The sequence below is a fragment of the Roseateles depolymerans genome (assembly GCF_003387155.1).
In the GTDB taxonomy this organism is placed as follows: Bacteria; Pseudomonadota; Gammaproteobacteria; order Burkholderiales; family Burkholderiaceae_C; genus Roseateles; species Roseateles depolymerans.
This window is the reverse complement of sequence record NZ_QUMT01000002.1, coordinates 1,242,707-1,259,735: the sequence shown is the minus strand read 5'-3', so window position 1 is coordinate 1,259,735 and position 17,029 is coordinate 1,242,707. Positions and strand designations below refer to the sequence as shown.

9 protein-coding genes are annotated in these 17,029 nt (G+C 68.1%); 6 read left to right on the top strand and 3 right to left on the bottom strand.

Going from position 1 to position 17,029, the window contains the following annotated elements; translation table 11 throughout:
- The 3 genes from DES44_RS13370 (at position 1) to purL (ending at position 6,881) form a co-directional block, all read left to right on the top strand.
- A complete protein-coding gene (locus DES44_RS13370) occupies positions 1 to 1,332 on the top strand; it encodes a TRZ/ATZ family hydrolase (RefSeq protein WP_058935368.1) in 1,332 nt (443 codons plus the stop codon).
- A gap of 140 nt (positions 1,333 to 1,472) precedes the next feature.
- Positions 1,473 to 2,621 (top strand): ABC transporter substrate-binding protein, encoded by a 1,149-nt coding sequence (locus DES44_RS13365; RefSeq protein WP_083525629.1) that lies wholly within the window; start codon positions 1,473 to 1,475, stop codon positions 2,619 to 2,621.
- 243 nt (positions 2,622 to 2,864) lie between these two features.
- Positions 2,865 to 6,881 carry a phosphoribosylformylglycinamidine synthase gene (gene purL / locus DES44_RS13360; protein ID WP_058935367.1) on the top strand — a complete coding sequence of 1,339 codons (4,017 nt, stop codon included), beginning with the start codon at positions 2,865 to 2,867 and terminating at the stop codon, positions 6,879 to 6,881.
- 83 nt (positions 6,882 to 6,964) lie between these two features.
- On the opposite strand, the gene DES44_RS13355 is transcribed toward purL, so the two are convergent.
- The 3 genes from DES44_RS13355 to DES44_RS13345 form a co-directional block, all read right to left on the bottom strand.
- Positions 6,965 to 7,951, bottom strand: a complete 987-nt coding sequence (locus DES44_RS13355) for an LLM class flavin-dependent oxidoreductase (RefSeq protein WP_058935366.1) — start codon at positions 7,949 to 7,951, stop codon at positions 6,965 to 6,967.
- Between the two features lie 58 nt (positions 7,952 to 8,009).
- Positions 8,010 to 10,016, bottom strand: coding sequence for a type II secretion system protein (locus DES44_RS25980; RefSeq protein WP_058935365.1), 2,007 nt, complete (start codon positions 10,014 to 10,016; stop codon positions 8,010 to 8,012).
- 283 nt (positions 10,017 to 10,299) lie between these two features.
- On the bottom strand, positions 10,300 to 11,439 hold the full coding sequence (locus tag DES44_RS13345; protein WP_058935364.1) for a response regulator: 1,140 nt from the start codon (positions 11,437 to 11,439) through the stop codon (positions 10,300 to 10,302).
- Between the two features lie 127 nt (positions 11,440 to 11,566).
- On the opposite strand from DES44_RS13345, the gene DES44_RS13340 reads away from it, so the two are divergent.
- From DES44_RS13340 to DES44_RS13330, 3 genes are read left to right on the top strand one after another with little or no spacing between them, the layout of a single operon-like run.
- A complete protein-coding gene (locus DES44_RS13340; protein ID WP_058935363.1) occupies positions 11,567 to 12,670 on the top strand; it encodes a ligase-associated DNA damage response exonuclease in 1,104 nt (367 codons plus the stop codon).
- A complete protein-coding gene (locus DES44_RS13335; protein ID WP_058935362.1) occupies positions 12,667 to 14,322 on the top strand; it encodes an ATP-dependent DNA ligase in 1,656 nt (551 codons plus the stop codon). Before DES44_RS13340 ends, DES44_RS13335 begins: the two co-directional genes overlap by 4 nt.
- Positions 14,319 to 17,003 carry a ligase-associated DNA damage response DEXH box helicase gene (locus DES44_RS13330; RefSeq protein ID WP_058935361.1) on the top strand — a complete coding sequence of 895 codons (2,685 nt, stop codon included), beginning with the start codon at positions 14,319 to 14,321 and terminating at the stop codon, positions 17,001 to 17,003. The genes DES44_RS13335 and DES44_RS13330 overlap by 4 nt, the downstream gene beginning before the upstream one ends.
- The last annotated feature ends 26 nt before the right edge of the window (positions 17,004 to 17,029 follow it).

Genomic DNA, 17,029 nt, shown 5'->3' with positions numbered 1-17,029 from the left:
ATGACCGCCCAAGCCTCCAAAGGCGTGAAGCTGCTGTTGCCGCGCTGGCTGATCACCATGACGCCGGGCAGCCCGGTGCTGGAGCAGCATGCCCTGGCGATGGAAGGCGAGCGCATCGCCGCCGTGCTGCCGCGTGAAGAAGCCCTGCAGCGGTATGCCGATGCCGAGCGGGTCGAGCTGCCGCACCATGTGCTGATCCCGGGTCTGATCAACGCCCACACCCATTCGGCCATGTCGCTGCTGCGCGGCGTGGCGGATGACCTGGCGCTGATGGACTGGCTGAACAACCACATCTGGCCGCTGGAGCGCCAGTGGGTGAGCGAGGACTGGGTCTACCAGGGCTCGATGCTGTCTGCGGCCGAAGCCATCCGCGGCGGGGTCACCTACCTCAACGACATGTACTTCTTCCCCACCGCGATGGCTCGTGCCGCGGTGGACAGCGGCCTGCGCGCCGGCGTGTCGATCAACGTGATCGACTTCCCCACCGGCTACGCCGCCAATGCCCAGGACTACATCCAGAAGGGCTTGGCCGCCTATGAGCAGTTCAAGGGTGAGTCGCTGCTGGACTGGACCAGCGCCCCGCACGCGCCCTACACCGTGTCGGACGACACCTTCACCCAGCTGCGCGAGCTGGCGGAAAAGTACGACCTGCAGGTGCACTGCCACATCCACGAAACGCAGGACGAGATCGACGGCAGCGTCAAGCAATACGGCATGCGTCCGCTGGAGCGCCTGGACAAGCTGGGCCTGCTGAACGAGCGCATGATCGCCGTGCACATGGTCCACCTGTCGCCGCAGGAGATCGAGCTGATCGCCGCCAAGGGCGTGCACCTGGTGCACAACCCCAGCTCCAACCTGAAGCTGGCCTCCGGCATCGCCCCGGTCAAGGCGCTGGAAGCCGCGGGCGTCAACACGGTGCTGGGCACCGACGGTGCGGCGTCCAACAACCGGCAGGACATGTTCACCGAAATCCGCGCTGCGGCACTGCTGGCCAAGGGCTCCACCGGCGACCCGCTGACCGTCTCCGCCCGCACCGCCCTGGAAATGGCCACCGTGCGGGCCGCCAAGGCCATGGGCCGGGCCCACGACCTGGGCACCCTGGAAGCCGGCAAGCAGGCGGACGTGGTGGCCGTGTCGCTGGAAGCGCTGGAATGCCAGCCGGTCTATCACGCAGACGCGCAACTGGCGTATGTCGCTGGCCGTGAACATGTCACGGATGTGTGGGTGGCAGGCCGGCAGTTGTTGAAAAATCGCACAAATACCTCGATCGACACCGTGTCACTCATGGGACGCGTGCAGGACATCGTGGCTAAGATGCGCGCGGGGCGTTAACCCCCTCATTCGAGGGAGAGGGTTAGCGCCAGGCGCCGACCCGGGATCCTCCCTCCACAAGACGGAGGACGGTCGGCATTAGGGGACACTCGCCGGCGAGGCGGCCTGACCAGGCAGGCCCGTCGGCAGGAATCATCAGAATGAAAGACCGTTCAACCGTCGGCCGCCTGCTGGCCACCGTTCTTCCCACCACCGCGCTGGTCGCCGGCCTGCTGGGCGCTGCCTTCAGCGCCCAGGCCCAGATCGTCGTGGGCCAGACCAATGGCGTGACCGGGCAGGTCGCGGCCAGCGTCAAGGAACTGAACCTCGGCGCCAAGCTCTACATCGACCATGTGAATGCCACCGGCGGCGTCAATGGCCAGAAGATCGAGCTGATCGCCATGGACGATGGCTTCGATCCCAAGCGTACGGCGGCCAATGCCCAGGCGCTGATCGACAAGAACGCCGTGGCCCTGTTCCTGACCCGCGGCACGCCGCACACGCAGGCGGTGATGCCGCTGCTGGACAAGTACCAGATCCCGCTGGTGGCGCCGTCCACCGGCGCGATGCTGCTGCACAAGCCGGTCCACCCCTACATCTTCAACGTCCGCTCCACCTACCAGCGTGAGTCGGAGCGTGCCGTCCAACTGCTGCTGGAGATGGGCAACCAGCGCATCGCCCTGGTGCAGGTGAACGACACCTTCGGCCAGGACGCCGCCACCGGCGCGCTCAAGGGCCTGGCCGACCAGAAGGTCAAGCCGGTCGCCCACCTGACCTTCGAGCGTGACAAACCGGATGTGCCCAACCTGGTCAAGCAGGTCATGGCCGCCGACCCGCAGGTGGTGCTGTTCATCGGTTCGCAGCAACTGGTCGCCGACTGCATCAACGGCATGCGCGCCGCCGGGTCGCGGGCGATGGTCTCGACGCTGTCAAACAACGCATCCGCCGGTTTCCTGCAACTGCTGGACAAGAACGCCGCTGGCGTCATCGTGTCGCAGGTCTTCCCCAATGAGCGGACCATGTCCATGCCGATGGTGCGCGAGATCACCGAGCTGGTGAAGAAGGCGCCCGAGAGCGGCGGCGTGGTGACGCCCGCCATCATGGAAGGTTTTGCCTCGGCCAAGGTGCTGGTGGAAGCCCTCAAGCGGGCCGGCAAGGACGTCAACCGCGGCAGCGTGCAGCGCGCCCTGAACGGCATGAGCAAGTATGACCTGGGTGGCCTGGAGGTGTCCTTCAGCCCCAACGACCATACCGGCGCGACCTTTGCCGACATCGCCATCATCGATCCGCGGGGACGTTTCCTGCGCTAATCCTGCGCTGATCCAGCGCTGATCCAGCGCTGATCGGTGCAGCCTGAGCCGAACCCCATCAAGGCCATCCCACGCGGATGGCCTTTTTCTTCCCGAAAGCCCGCGCTGACGCCGGGCCGTGCTTCTACCGCGCGCGGCTAGGGGAGAACCCTTCCGCCGTGGCTACAATCCCGAGTTCTGCGCCGCAAACCTTCGCGGCGCCAGACCCGTCGAGATCCGCCGAGACCCGCAGAGACCCCCTCAATGTCCAGCACCACCTCCTCCAAGTATCTGATTCACTTCGAGGGGGGCAATGCCCTCTCGGCATTCCGGGCCACCGCGCTGCTGGCGCGCCTGCAAGCGGTGAGCGACCGCATCACCGCCGTGCATGCGCGCCATGTGCACTGGGTCTGGACCGACCACCCGCTGGATGACGCCAGCCAGGGCAAGCTGGCCGCGCTGCTGAACTACGGCGATGCCTACGAAGGCCCGTCCGAGGGCGCCCTGATCGTCACCGCGCCGCGCCTGGGCACGCTGAGCCCCTGGGCCTCCAAGGCCACCGACATTGCCCACAACTGCGGCCTGTCCATCCACCGCGTCGAACGCGTCACCGAATACCGGCTGACCCTCAAGGGCGGCCTGCTGAGCACCGTGACGGCTGGCCTGGCCGGCGGCACCAAGCCGCTGACCGAGCAGGAACTGCTGGCCTGCGCCGAGCTGCTGCATGACCGCATGACCGAAAGCGTCCTGCTGCGCCGCGAAGACGCCGTGCACCTGTTCGACGACAAGCAGGCCCAGCCGCTGGCCCATGTGGATGTCCTCAGCCGCGGCCGCGCCGCGCTGGACGAAGCCAACGGCGCCTGGGGCCTGGCCCTGTCGGACGACGAGATCGACTACCTGGTGACCGCCTTCCAGCGCCTGGGCCGCAATCCGAGCGATGTGGAACTGATGATGTTCGCGCAGGCCAACAGCGAGCACTGCCGTCACAAGATCTTCAATGCGCAGTTCACCATTGATGGCGAAGCGCAGCCGCTCTCGCTGTTCGGCATGATCCGCAACACCGAGAAGCTGCATCCGCAGCACACCGTCATTGCCTATGCCGACAATGCGGCGGTGATGGAAGGCCACACCATCGAGCGCTGGATGGCGGCCGGCGACCAGCGCGCCCCGCGCTACGAAGCCCGCACCGAAACGGCCCATGTGCTGATGAAGGTGGAAACGCACAACCACCCGACGGCCATCTCCCCGCATCCGGGCGCCTCCACCGGCGCTGGCGGCGAGATCCGCGATGAAGGCGCCACCGGCCGCGGCGCCAAGCCCAAGGCCGGCCTGACCGGTTTCTCGGTCTCCAACCTGCAGCTGCCGGGCCTGAGCGAGCCCTGGGAACAGGCGTCCATCGGCAAGCCGGCGCACATTGCCAGCCCGCTGCAGATCATGACCGAAGGGCCGCTGGGCGGCGCCGCCTTCAACAATGAATTCGGCCGTCCTGCGCTGGGCGGTTACTTCCGCGTCTATGAGCAGGAAGTGGACGGCATCCATCGCGGCTATCACAAGCCCATCATGATCGCCGGCGGCGTCGGTGCCATCCGTTCGGACCTGACCAAGAAGATCGAGTTCCCGGCCGGCACGCTGCTGATCCAGCTGGGCGGACCCGGCATGCGCATCGGCATGGGCGGCGGCGCCGCCAGCTCGATGGCGGCCGGCACCAACACGGCCGACCTCGACTTCGATTCGGTCCAGCGCGGCAACCCGGAAATCCAGCGCCGTGCGCAGGAAGTGATCAACCATTGCTGGGGCCTGGCCGAGCGCAATCCCATCCTGGCGGTGCATGACGTCGGCGCCGGCGGCATCTCCAATGCCTTCCCGGAACTGGTGAACGACGCCGGCCGCGGCGCGCGCTTTGACCTGCGCAAGGTGCCGCTGGAAGAGTCCGGCCTGGCGCCCAAGGAAATCTGGTGCAACGAGAGCCAGGAGCGTTATGTCCTGGCCATCGCGCCGGAGAGCCTGCCGCTGTTCCAGAGCATGTGTGAACGCGAGCGCTGCCCGTTTGCGGTGGTCGGCGTGACCACCGAGCAGCGCGAGCTGGTGCTGGAAGACGGGCAGGGCGGTGAACGGGCCATCGACATGCCGATGGACGTGCTGCTGGGCAAGCCGCCCAAGATGCACCGGGATGTGAAGCGGGTGGCCCGCTCAGGCGGCCCCCTGAACCTGGACGGCGTGGACCTGGCGCAGGCCGTGACGCATGTGCTGCGTCACCCGACGGTCGCGTCCAAGCGCTTCCTGATCACCATCGGCGACCGCACCGTGGGGGGCCTGAGCCACCGCGACCAGATGGTGGGCCCGTGGCAGGTGCCGGTGGCCGACTGCGCCGTGACCCTGGCGGACTTCAAGGGCTTTGCCGGTGAAGCGATGAGCATGGGCGAGCGCACGCCGCTGGCGGCGGTGGATGCGCCCGCATCCGGCCGCATGGCGGTGGCCGAAGCCATCACCAATTTGCTGGCCGCGCCGATTGAACTGTCCCGCGTGAAGCTGTCCGCCAACTGGATGGCGGCCTGCGGCGAAGCCGGTGAAGACGCGGCCCTGTACGACACCGTCAAAGCCGTGGGCATGGAGCTTTGCCCGGCCCTGGGCGTGTCGATTCCGGTGGGCAAGGACTCCCTGTCCATGCGGACCCGCTGGAGCGACAACGGCCAGACCCGTCAGGTCACCGCACCGGTGTCGCTGATCGTGTCGGCCTTTGCCTCGCTGCCGGATGTGCGCGGCACGCTGACGCCGCAACTGCAAGCGGGCGACACCACGCTGGTGCTGATCGACCTGGGTCAGGGGCGCCAGCGCATGGGCGGCTCCATTCTGGCGCAGACGCTCAACCAGTTCGGCCCTGAAGTGCCGGACCTGGACGATCCCGCGCTGCTCAATCAGACCGTTGCGGCCGTCAATGCGCTGCGCGCTGAGGGCAAGCTTTTGGCCTACCACGACCGCAGCGACGGGGGCCTGCTGGCCGCTGCCGCCGAAATGGCCTTCGCCGGCCAACGCGGCGTGAGCCTGAATGTGGACCTGCTGGTCACCGAAGGCGACGGCATCACCGACAGCCGTGCCGACACCGGCGATTCCAAGAACTGGGCCAGCCAGGTGAGCGGCCGGCGCGAGGAGCTGACGCTCAAGGCGCTGTTCAATGAAGAACTGGGCGTGGTGCTGCAGGTGGCCACCGGCGACCGCGATGCGGTGCTGCAGACGCTGCGCGCCCACGGCCTGTCCAAGCTGTCGCATGTGGTGGGCAAGACCAATGACGCCGGCCAGGTGGAAGTCTGGCGCGATGCGAAGAAGGTGTTTGCCGCCCCCTTGCAGCAACTGCATCAGGAATGGGACCAGGTGTCCTGGCGCATCACCCGCGACCGCGACAACCCGGCCTTCGCCGACCAGGAGCATGCCCTGGCGGGTGCACCGGGCGGCGGCCTGCACTGGGCGCCCACCTTCGACGTGAAGGAGGACGTGGCGGCCCCGTTCATCCAGTCCGGTGTGCGTCCGAAGATGGCCATCCTGCGCGAGCAGGGGGTGAACTCGCATGTGGAAATGGCCTATGCCATGTCACAGGCCGGTTTCGACAGCTACGACGTGCACATGAGCGACCTGCAGGCAGGCGCCGTGGACCTGAGCCAGTTCAAGGGCTTCGTGGCCTGCGGCGGCTTCAGCTACGGGGACACGCTGGGCGCCGGTGAAGGCTGGGCACGGTCCATCCTGTTCAATCCGCGTCTGAAGGACGCCTTCGAGGCCTTCTTTGCGCGCCAGGACAGCTTCGCGCTGGGCGTGTGCAACGGCTGCCAGATGCTGGCGGCACTGTCCCCGATGATTCCCGGTGCGCAGCACTGGCCCAAGTTCGTACGCAACCGCAGCGAGCAGTTCGAGGCACGCCTGGCGCAGGTGGAAGTGCTGGACTCGCCCAGCCTGTTCTTCAAGGGCATGGCCGGCAGCCGCCTGCCGATCGCCGTGGCCCATGGTGAAGGCTTTGCGGACTTCTCGCAGCGCGGCGATGCCGGTCAGGTGATCCAGGCGATGCGGTATGTGGACGGCAACGGACAGCCGACCGAGCAGTACCCGCTGAACCCCAACGGCAGCCCCGGCGGCCTGACGGCGGTGACGACGGCGGATGGCCGCTTCACCGCGTTGATGCCGCATCCGGAGCGCGTGTTCCGCAACATCCAGATGAGCTGGACCGGCGGTGATCCGTCGGCCTTCAGCCCCTGGATGCGCATGTTCCGCAACGCTCGCGTCTGGGTGGGTTGAGGGCCTGGGCCCTCAATGCTTGAACCCCGCCTGAACCTCGCTTGAACACCGCCGGCCACGCCGGCGATGGTTCAAGCGTCCGTTCAAAGCAGGCCGGACAGCAGCTCGTAGGAGCGGCGGCGGGCCTTGGGGTCGTGCACGGCGCAGGCGACGATGAATTCTTCCGCCTCCGTGCGCTCCTGCACCTCCTTCAGGCCGGCTCTGACCGTTGCCGGCGAGCCCACGATCGACTCGGCCAGCATCCGCTCCACCTGGAATTGCTCGGACGGCGTCCAGAGGTCGTCCATCTGCGGCACCGGCCGGGGCAGCAGGCCGCGCTGGCCGCGTTGCATGCCCAGAAAACGCTGCTGGATCGAGGTGAACAGCTGGCGTGCTTCCGCATCGGTGTCGGCCACGATGATGTTCAGGCCCACCGCCGCATAGGGCTTGGGATGCCGCTGGCTCGGGCGGTACTGGCTGCGGTACATCTCCAGCGCCTGCATCAGCATGGCCGGTGCAAAGTGCGAGGCAAACGCAAAGGGCAGTCCCATGTAGGCCGCCAACTGGGCGCCGTACAGGCTGGATCCCAGCAACCAGATCGGCACCTCCGTGCCCTGGCCGGGCACCGCCCGCACGACCTGACCCGGGGTGGCCGGGGCGAGGTAGGCCTGCAGTTCCAGCACGTCTTCGGGGAAGCGGTCTTCGTGGGCGGTCGACAGATGGCGGCGCAGCGCCCGCATGGTCGGACCATCCGTGCCCGGCGCACGTCCCAGCCCCAGGTCGATACGGCCCGGGAACAGCGTGGCCAGGGTGCCGAACTGCTCCGCAATCGTCAGCGGCGCATGATTGGGCAGCATGATGCCGCCGGACCCGACGCGGATGCGCTCGGTGGCGGCTGCGATCTGCCCGATCAGCACGGCCGTGGCGGAGGACGCCACGCCGTCCATGTTGTGATGTTCGGCCACCCAGAAGCGCTCATAACCGAGCCGCTCCGTCCATTGCGCCAGCGCGATGCTGTCGCGCAGGGCCTGGGCCGCACTGCCGCCTTCCACGATGAAGGCCAGATCCAGAACTGACAATTTTGCAGACATGCGGTCAGTCTAGGACGGTCGGTTCAAACGTGTGGGCGGGAGGGCTATTGGGGACCCCTCAGGGCTCGTTCGCAATCCCGTCGGAGTCCGCCGGGGAACTGTCGAAATAGTTCCAGCGGTAATTCTTCGTCGGGTACTTCACCAGCAAGGCTTCATATTCGGGGCTGGTCCAGAACGAGGTGCCAAACTTCAAGCGATCGGCGTTGGTGGCTGGGTCGGGCTTGCAGTAGAGCAGGAAGCGGGTCATGGTCACCACCGAGTTCACGTTCATCGGCATGATCAGCAGCGCGCGGGACATCGCCACGTCGCTGTGGGACTCGCACTGACTGCCCGGGTCGACGCGAGGCAGTCGGACCTGGGTCCCCTTGCGCAGGTACAGGTTGAACTTGGTGGTCCCGCCGTATTGGCCCAGTTTCAGCGTCGGTCCCGTGATGTCCAGCGCCGAGGTGGCCAGATGGTTGGTGTTCATGTCCTGGGCCGTCAGCTTGCTGGCCTCCACGTCATTGGCCATCAGGGTGGATCTCTTGCCCATCACCATGTTGCCGTTGACCGCCAGGACCGCGGAGCGGCCCTGCGTGGCAAGGGACGCGTCCGTGCCGACCACCGCGGTCTTGCCGGCAATCTGCTGGCCCTGGATCAGGCCCGCGTTGTAGAAATTGTTGCCCACCGCGTCCCAGGTGACGCCGGTGGTGGAGCCATTGCCATTGCCGTTGCCTGGACCGTTGCCGTTGCCGCCATTGGCCGCGGTGTCGCTGTCGGCGACCAGGCGCACCGCCGCCAGAATGCCGGGCACCCCCCGCGAGCCGTCCCGCGACAGGATGGGGTTGTCCGAGCTGGACTGCCCGTAGATGCCCGGCATGGAACGGCTCGCCGCCGGCGTGGCCTTGAGGGTGGACAGGCGCCCGGAAAAGCCGGTTTCTGCCAGCGCCGCGCCCAGTTGCATGGCCGCGCCCATGGGCAGTGGCCCGTCGCCGTAGAAGTAGGGCTGGGTGTTGAAGGTGATGGATTCCAGGGATGTGGCTTGCCCGGACCCACCGTTGTTGCCGCCGTTGTTGCCCCCATTGTTGCCCCCATTGTTGCCCCCCGGCGGGGTCGTCGAACTGGGGGCGGCGCCGAAGATGCCGTCGCCATAGGTCATCTGCATGAAGCGGCAGTAGTGTTCGCCGCTCCAGAACGGGAGAGCCTCACCCCGGGCCACCACGCCCCCGCTGGCGCGCGCCGCCGCGATCTGCTCGGCGGTGTAGAGCGGCAGGACCTTGCGCGGGTCCTTGGCATCGGCGAACACCGGCGTCCCATCGACGTAGTTGCTGCCGTTCTGCCAGCGGCCGTTGTAGCAGTTGACGCCAAACAGGGTGGGCGGCATGTTCAGACCGTCGCGGCTGGCGGCGTCGAAGGCGATGGGAGGGCCGTTGGGCGTGGTGTTGTCACCGGCGTTGGTGCTGGTGCTGGCCAGGGCGTTGGCCAGGGCGCTGGCAGTGGCAGGCGCCTCTGCCCAGGGCTGGCTGACCTGCAGCAGTTGTGCCTGGCCGCCGGCCGCTGGGGTTCCGCCACTGGCCGTGGGGGTGTTGCGCACCGGCCGGATCCAGACCGCAATCCGCGGCAGCGCCGCTTCTCCGGTGCGCTTGTCCCGCGTGATGCCGGGGGAGAAGGGCAGCAACAGGGCGTCGGAGGCGCGCACCAGCAGCAGGCGCCGCAGCTCGTCCACCGTGGGCTGGTAGCCATTGGCCACGGTCACGTCGCCCAGCACCAGGCTGCAGGAAGGCGGAGCCTCGGCTGGCGGGGAGGGCGGCGGCGTGCCGTCGTTGAGTTCAAGCGCTGCGTCGGCGCAGCGCGGGTCCAGCGCCAGGATGCGCTGGCCGTATTGCTTCATGTAGCGGCCGGCCCCTTCACTGATGGTGGCCATCTGCTCACCCACCGCCTTGCCCTGGTCGATCATCTGCGAGTAGCGGAAGGCCATCAGCAGGCTGCCGCTGATGCCGGCCATGATGATGCCGGCGACGGCAGTCTCCACCAGCGTGAATCCGCGGACCCGCGCAGGGCCCTTCGAACGACGGCGGCGCTTCATGGCGTGGGAGTCCCCAGGCTGGAGGTTCAGCGGCACGGGATGTGCGCCCAGCCCTGCGGAGGCGCAGGTGGGCGCACGCAAGGGCAGGCTCACGCGGAGGGACAGGGCAGCGGGATGGGAAGACCTTGCGGACGGGCGTTCTGGCAAGCGGGATGGCATGACAGGAGTGCGTGGTGGCGCACGTGATGAAGGATGGCGCCATCATTCAGCGCCCCCTGTGTCCCGCCAATCGCAGCAATGAGCAGGGTGCAGCCCTGATCTTGCAGATGCAGTAGTGCCGATGCTAAGAATGTGCAGCTTCAACGCCCATTTCAGGGTCTCGGTATTCAAGTGCAATCTCTTTAAATCGCTGCTGCACATGCAGGAAGGCGTCGACCACGTCCGGATCGAAATGACTGCCGCGGCCCTGCACGATGAGCTGCACCGCGGCCTCGTGCGACATCGGCGGCTTATAGACCCGGCGGGTGATCAGCGCGTCATAGACATCGGCCACCGCCATGAGGCGGGCAGGCAGGGGAATGTCCTCGCCGCGCAGCCCGCGCGGATAGCCGGTCCCATCCCATTTCTCCTGATGGCCGTAAGCAATGTCCTTGGCCGTCTGCAGGAAGGCCACCGGCGTGCCCAGTTGCCGCTCCGCCTGCTCGATGGCATCGCGGCCCAGCGTCGTGTGGGTCTTCATCACCTCGAATTCATCGGGAGCGAACGGCCCGGGCTTGAGCAGGATGCGGTCTGGAATGCCGACCTTGCCAATGTCATGCAGAGGCGCTGACTTGAACAGCGTGGCGATGTACTGATCGGTCAGCAGCGACTCGAAGCGGGGATGCTGGCGCAGCGCCTCGGCCAGGGTGCGCACGTAGTATTGGGTGCGCCGCAGATGCTGGCCGGTCTCGTTGTCCCGCGTCTCGGCCAGCGAGGCCATGGCATGGATGGTGACGTCCTGGATGGCCGCCAGCTCCGCCGTTCGCCGCTGCACCTCGTGCTCCAGGAAACTCGCCTTGTCGCGCAGGAAATCGGCGCTGGCCTTGAGCTGCAGATGGGTGCGCACCCGTGCCAGCACCAGGGGCGGGCTGATCGGCTTGGTGATGTAGTCCACCGCCCCCAATGCGAAGCCGCGTGCCTCGTCCTGCGTGTCGACCCGGGCGGTGAGGAAGATCACCGGGATGTCGCGCGTCGAGGGTCGGGTCTTGATCTCCTGGCAGGTCTCGTAGCCGTCCAGGCCCGGCATCATCACGTCCATCAGGATCAGGTCCGGCAGCGGGGGCTCGGCCAGCCGCCGCAGGGCCTCATAACCGTCCGCCGCGGTTACGACGTGATAGTGCATCTCCAGCAAGGCGCTCATCAGCGCCAGATTCGTCGGCGTGTCGTCCACGACCAGAATCGTTGAACGCGGCGCGGGGGCGGCCGGGTCCTCGTGCAATGTCATGCGGGGCTCCCTGGTGTGTGAAGCGATGGTAGCCCTGGCGCGAAAAAAAGGGGCCCCGCGGCCCCTGATGCCGGAAGGGTTGCCGTCCTACACCCAAGGTCAAACGCTCCCCACTACGATGCGGGTCATGACTGTGCGTACGACTCCGGCTACCGACCTGATCGTCGCCCGGCCGGAGGGCTTGTATTGTCCGGCGGGCGACTTCTACATCGACCCCTGGCGCCCGGTGGCGCGGGCGGTCATCACCCATGCCCACAGCGACCATGCACGCTGGGGCCATGGGCACTACCTTGCTCACGCGCACAGCGCGGCCATCCTGCGGCGCCGGCTGGGTCAGGATATTCAACTGCAAACCCTGCGCTACGGCGAGATCATCGATCATCACGGTGTACGACTGTCGCTGCATCCGGCCGGGCATGTGCTGGGCTCGTCGCAGGTGCGGCTGGAGGTGGGCGGCGAGGTGTGGGTGGCCTCCGGCGACTACAAGCTGGAATCGGACGGCACCTGCCCCCCGTTTGAAGCCGTCCGCTGCCACACCTTCATCACCGAATCGACCTTTGGTCTGCCGATCTACCGCTGGCCGTCGCAGCCGGAACTCTTTCGCGACATCAATGCCTGGTGGCAGGCCAATGCGGCGCAGGGACGGGCCTCCGTGCTGTACGCCTATGCGCTGGGCAAGGCGCAGCGTCTGCTGCATGGCGTGGACCCGGCCATCGGCCCCATCGTCTGCCACGGCGCGGTGGAGCCGCTCAATGCCGTCTACCGGGACCTTGGGGTGCGGCTGCCGCCGACGGTGATGGCCACGGATGCGTCCCTGGATCGGGCGAGCCTGTCCCGGTCGCTGGTCATTGCACCGCCATCCGCCGCGCGTTCGACCTGGCTGCGACGCTTTGGTCCGGACCTGGCGGATGCCTTTGCCAGCGGCTGGATGCAACTGCGCGGTACCCGGCGGCGTCGCGGGGTGGACCGGGGCTTTGTGGTCTCCGACCATGCCGACTGGCCGGGCCTGCAGACGGCCATTCGCGCGACAGGCGCGGAGCGTGTCTTCGTGACTCACGGCAGCGTGCCGGTGATGGTGCGGTGGTTGTGTGAGCAGGGCCTGCAGGCGCAGGCCTTCGCAACGGAATACGGGCACGAGGACGACTCCGAACCCGGCGCGCCCTCGGACGCCAATCCCGAAGCCAATTCGGAAGCCCATCCGGACGCCCACCCGGACGCCACCCCATCATGAGAGCCTTCGCAGCCCTCTACCGGGCCCTGGACGCCTCCACCGGCAGCCTGGCCAAGCAGGCGGCCTTGCAGGCCTACCTGCGCGAGGCGCCACCCGCCGATGCCGCCTGGGCGGTCTACTTCCTGTCGGGCGGCAAGCCGCGTCAACTGGTGCCGGTGAAGCTGCTGCGTGAGCAGGCCCGCATCGCCGCAGGCCTGCCCGAATGGCTCTTCGACGAATGCTACGAAGCCGTGGGCGACCTGGCCGAGACCTTGTCGCTGCTGCTGCCGGAGCCCGGGCAGGTGACGGAGTGGCCGCTGTCCGTCTGGATGGAGCAGCATCTGCTGCCGCTTCGTGGACTGCCGCCGGAGACCCTCATCGAGCGCCTCCAGCAGCACTGGCAATGGCTGGCGGCCGACCAGCGGCTGGCCTATTTCAAGCTGATCACCGGCGCATTCCGCGTGGGCGTCTCCAAGCTGCAGGTGACGCAGGCGCTGGCCGCCGTCAGCGGCGTGGATGCGCGCCAGATTGCCCAGCGGCTGATGGGCTACACCCATATCGGCGCCCGTCCAACCGCTGAGGAGTTCCAGGCCCTGATCGCGCCGGAAGAGGTGCATCCGGACGGGCAGGCCCGCGGCGGCCAGCCCTATCCCTTCTTCCTGGCCCATCCCTTCAACCAGCCGGTGGCGCAGTTCGATGCGCAACTGGGGCCGGTGCAGGACTGGCTGGTGGAATGGAAATGGGACGGCATCCGCGCACAGCTGGTAAAGCGGGCCGGCGGTGTGTGGCTGTGGTCGCGCGGGGAGGAACTGATCAGCGACCGCTTCCCCGAACTCCAGGCGCTGGGCGAGACCTTGCCGGACGGCACGGTGCTGGACGGTGAGGTGCTGGTGTGGCGCGACGGTCGCGTGCAGCCCTTTGCCGAGCTGCAACGCCGCATCGGCCGCAAGCAGTTGGGGCCGAAGCTGCTGCGGGAACTGCCGGCAGTGCTGGTCGTCTACGACCTGCTGGAGGCCGAGGGCCAGGACTTGCGGGACCGTCCCCAGCATGAGCGTCGGCAGCAGTTGGAGGCGCTGGTGGCGGCGCAGGCCCATCCGGCGCTGATCCTGAGCCCCCTGGTGACCGCAGCGACCTGGGCCGACCTGGCCACCGTGCGGGAGCAGGCGCGCGAGCGCGGGGTGGAGGGCATGATGCTCAAGCGGCTGGATGCCCGCTATGGCGTGGGTCGCACCAAAGAGGTCGGCGTCTGGTGGAAATGGAAGATCGACCCGATCTCGGTGGACGCGGTGCTGCTGTATGCCCAGCGCGGTCATGGGCGACGGGCCAGTCTCTACACTGACTACACCTTCGCGGTCTGGAACGGCCCGCCGGACGATCCGGCGCGGCAACTGGTGCCCTTTGCCAAGGCCTACTCCGGCCTGACGGACGAGGAAATCCGCGCAGTGGATGCCATCATCCGCAAGACAACGATCGAGAGTTTCGGGCCGGTGCGCAGCCTGCAGCCCACGCAGGTCTTCGAACTCGGGTTTGAAGGCATCTCCCGCAGCAGCCGGCACAAGAGCGGCATTGCGGTGCGTTTTCCGCGCATGCTGCGCTGGCGGACCGACAAGCCGGTGGCCGAGGCCGACTCCCTGCAGACCCTGCAAGCGCTGTTGCCCGGAGGGGACGCATGACGGCGCCCGCGCAATGGCTGGAGCAGCGCGGCTGGTCCGCATTCGACTTCCAGCGCGAAGTGTGGGCGGCCATGGCCGAGGGGCGCAGCGGCTTGCTGCATGCCAGCACCGGCAGCGGCAAGACGCTGGCCGTGTGGCTGGGCGCGCTGGCGGCGCTGCCGGCCCAGGGGGTGCAGGGCCGTGGCGACAAGCCGCCGCCCTTGTCCGTCGTGTGGATCACGCCGATGCGGGCTCTGGCGGCCGACACCTACCGCGCCCTGGAGCAGCCGATGCGGGACCTGCTGCCGGACTGGACCCTGGGCCTGCGCAGCGGCGATACCACCGCCAGCCAGCGCGCCGCGCAGGACCGGCGGCTGCCGACGGTGCTGGTGACCACGCCGGAGAGCCTGTCGCTGCTGATGTCGCGGGCCGATGCGCCAGACCTGCTCGGTCACGTGCGGCTGGCGGTGGTGGACGAGTGGCATGAACTGATGGGCAACAAGCGCGGCGTGCAGACGCAGCTGGCGCTGGCCCGGCTGCGGCGCTTCCAGCCGGGCCTGATGTGCTGGGGCCTGTCCGCCACGCTGGGCAATCTGGACGAAGCGCTGCGGACCCTCCTGGGATCGACACCGCAGTCCCAGCCGCCCGCCCTGGTGCAGGGCGCCACAGACAAGACGCTGGTGATCGACACCCTGTTGCCGGCCACCGCGGAGCGTTTCGCGTGGGCGGGCCACATGGGCCTGCGCATGCTGCCGCAGGTGGTGCAGGCCATCGAGGAGAGCGACAGCTGCCTGGTCTTCACCAACATGCGCTCCCAGGCCGAGCGCTGGTACCGGGCGCTGCTGGAGGCCCGGCCGGACTGGGCGGGGGTGCTGGCGCTGCACCATGGCTCGCTCGACCGGGAGGTGCGCGAATGGGTGGAGGTGGGGCTGAAGGAGGGCCGCATCAAGGCGGCGGTCTGCACCTCCAGCCTGGACCTGGGCGTGGATTTCCTGCCGGTGGACCGGGTGCTGCAGATCGGCTCGGCCAAGGGCGTGGCGCGCCTGGTGCAGCGGGCCGGTCGGTCCGGCCATGCGCCCGGGCGGCCGTCCCGCATCACGCTGGTGCCCACGCACAGCCTGGAGCTGGTGGAAGCGGCCGCCGCGCGGGAAGCCGTGCAGACCGGGCAGGTGGAGGCACGCCACAGTCCGCGGGAGCCGCTGGACGTGCTGGTGCAGCACCTGGTCACCGTGGCACTGGGCGGCGGTTTCCGTCCGGAGGAACTGCTGGCCGAGATCCGCGGCACGGTCGCTTATGAACACATCAGCGCCGATGCCTGGCAGTGGTGTCTGGACTTCGTGCGGCAGGGCGGGCCGTCGCTGGCGGCCTATCCGGACTACCACCGCGTGGTGCCGGATGAGCAGGGCGTGTGGCGGGTGCCGGATGCACGGCTGGCGCGTCGTCATCGGGTCAACATCGGCACCATCGTCAGTGATGCCGCCATGACGGTGCAGTACCTGGGCGGCGGGCGGCTGGGCACGGTGGAGGAGGGCTTCATCGCCCGCCTCAAGCCCGGCGATGCCTTCATGTTCAGCGGCCGGCTGCTGGAGCTGGTGCGGGTGGAGCAGATGACCGCGCTGGTGCGCCGCGCCACCGCCGGGCGCGTGGCGCTGCCGCGCTGGAACGGCGGCCGCATGCCGCTGTCCAGCACACTGGCCGATGCGGTGCTGCGGCAACTGCAGGCCGCCGACGAGGGCCGTTACGACAGCCCGGAGATGGACTGCGTGCGCCCGCTGATCGACATCCAGCGGCGCTGGTCCGGTGTGCCGACGCCGGGCGTGCTGCTGGCCGAGACCTTCAAGTCGCGCGAGGGCTGGCATCTGTTCCTCTATCCCTTTGCCGGACGGCAGGTGCATCTGGGCCTGGCCGGCCTGCTGGCCTGGCGCGCGGCGCAGCCGGAGACCGGCACCTTCTCGATTGCGCTGAACGACTACGGCATCGAGCTGCTCAGCGCCAAACCGATCGACTGGCAGGAGCGGCTGCCGGGCCTGCTGGGGCTGCCGCCGATGGAGCAACTGCTGGCCGAGGTGCTGGCCAGCCTCAATGCCACCGAACTGGCGCGCCGCCGGTTCCGGGAGATCGCGCGGGTGGCGGGGCTGATTTTCCAGAGCCATCCGGGCGAGCGCCGCAGCAACCGTCAGCTGCAGGCTTCGGCCAGCCTGTTCTTCGAGGTCTTCCAGCAGTATGACCCCGGCAACCAGTTGCTCAAACAGGCCGAACGCGAGCTGCTGACGCAGGAGCTGGACGTCCAGCATCTGGCGCAGGCGCTGGGTCGGATGCAGGGCCAGACCCTGCGCATCCATGCGCTGCGCAAGCCCACGCCGCTGGCCTTCCCGCTGATGGTGGAGCGCTTCCGGGAGAAGCTGAGCAACGAGTCGCTGGCGGACCGGATCGCGCGCATGGTGTCCGCGCTGGAGCGCAGCGCTGGTGGCGAGACGGTCGGCACGTCGCATGAACGGGCCGATCAGGTCTTCGCCCGGCCGGATGCGCCGGACATGGCGGTGGGGCAGTCGCTGGCGCTGGAGACGCGCGGGGATACCTCCGGCGACCGGGCGCCGTCGGCTGGGAGCGGCACTCGGTCAACGGCCCGGGAACGAGCCAAGGCGAAGGCCAAGGCCAAGGCAAAGCCGCGCAAGCCCCGGTTGCGGCTGGTGAATGTCTGAGGGCATGACCGAGGGCATGCGGCCTG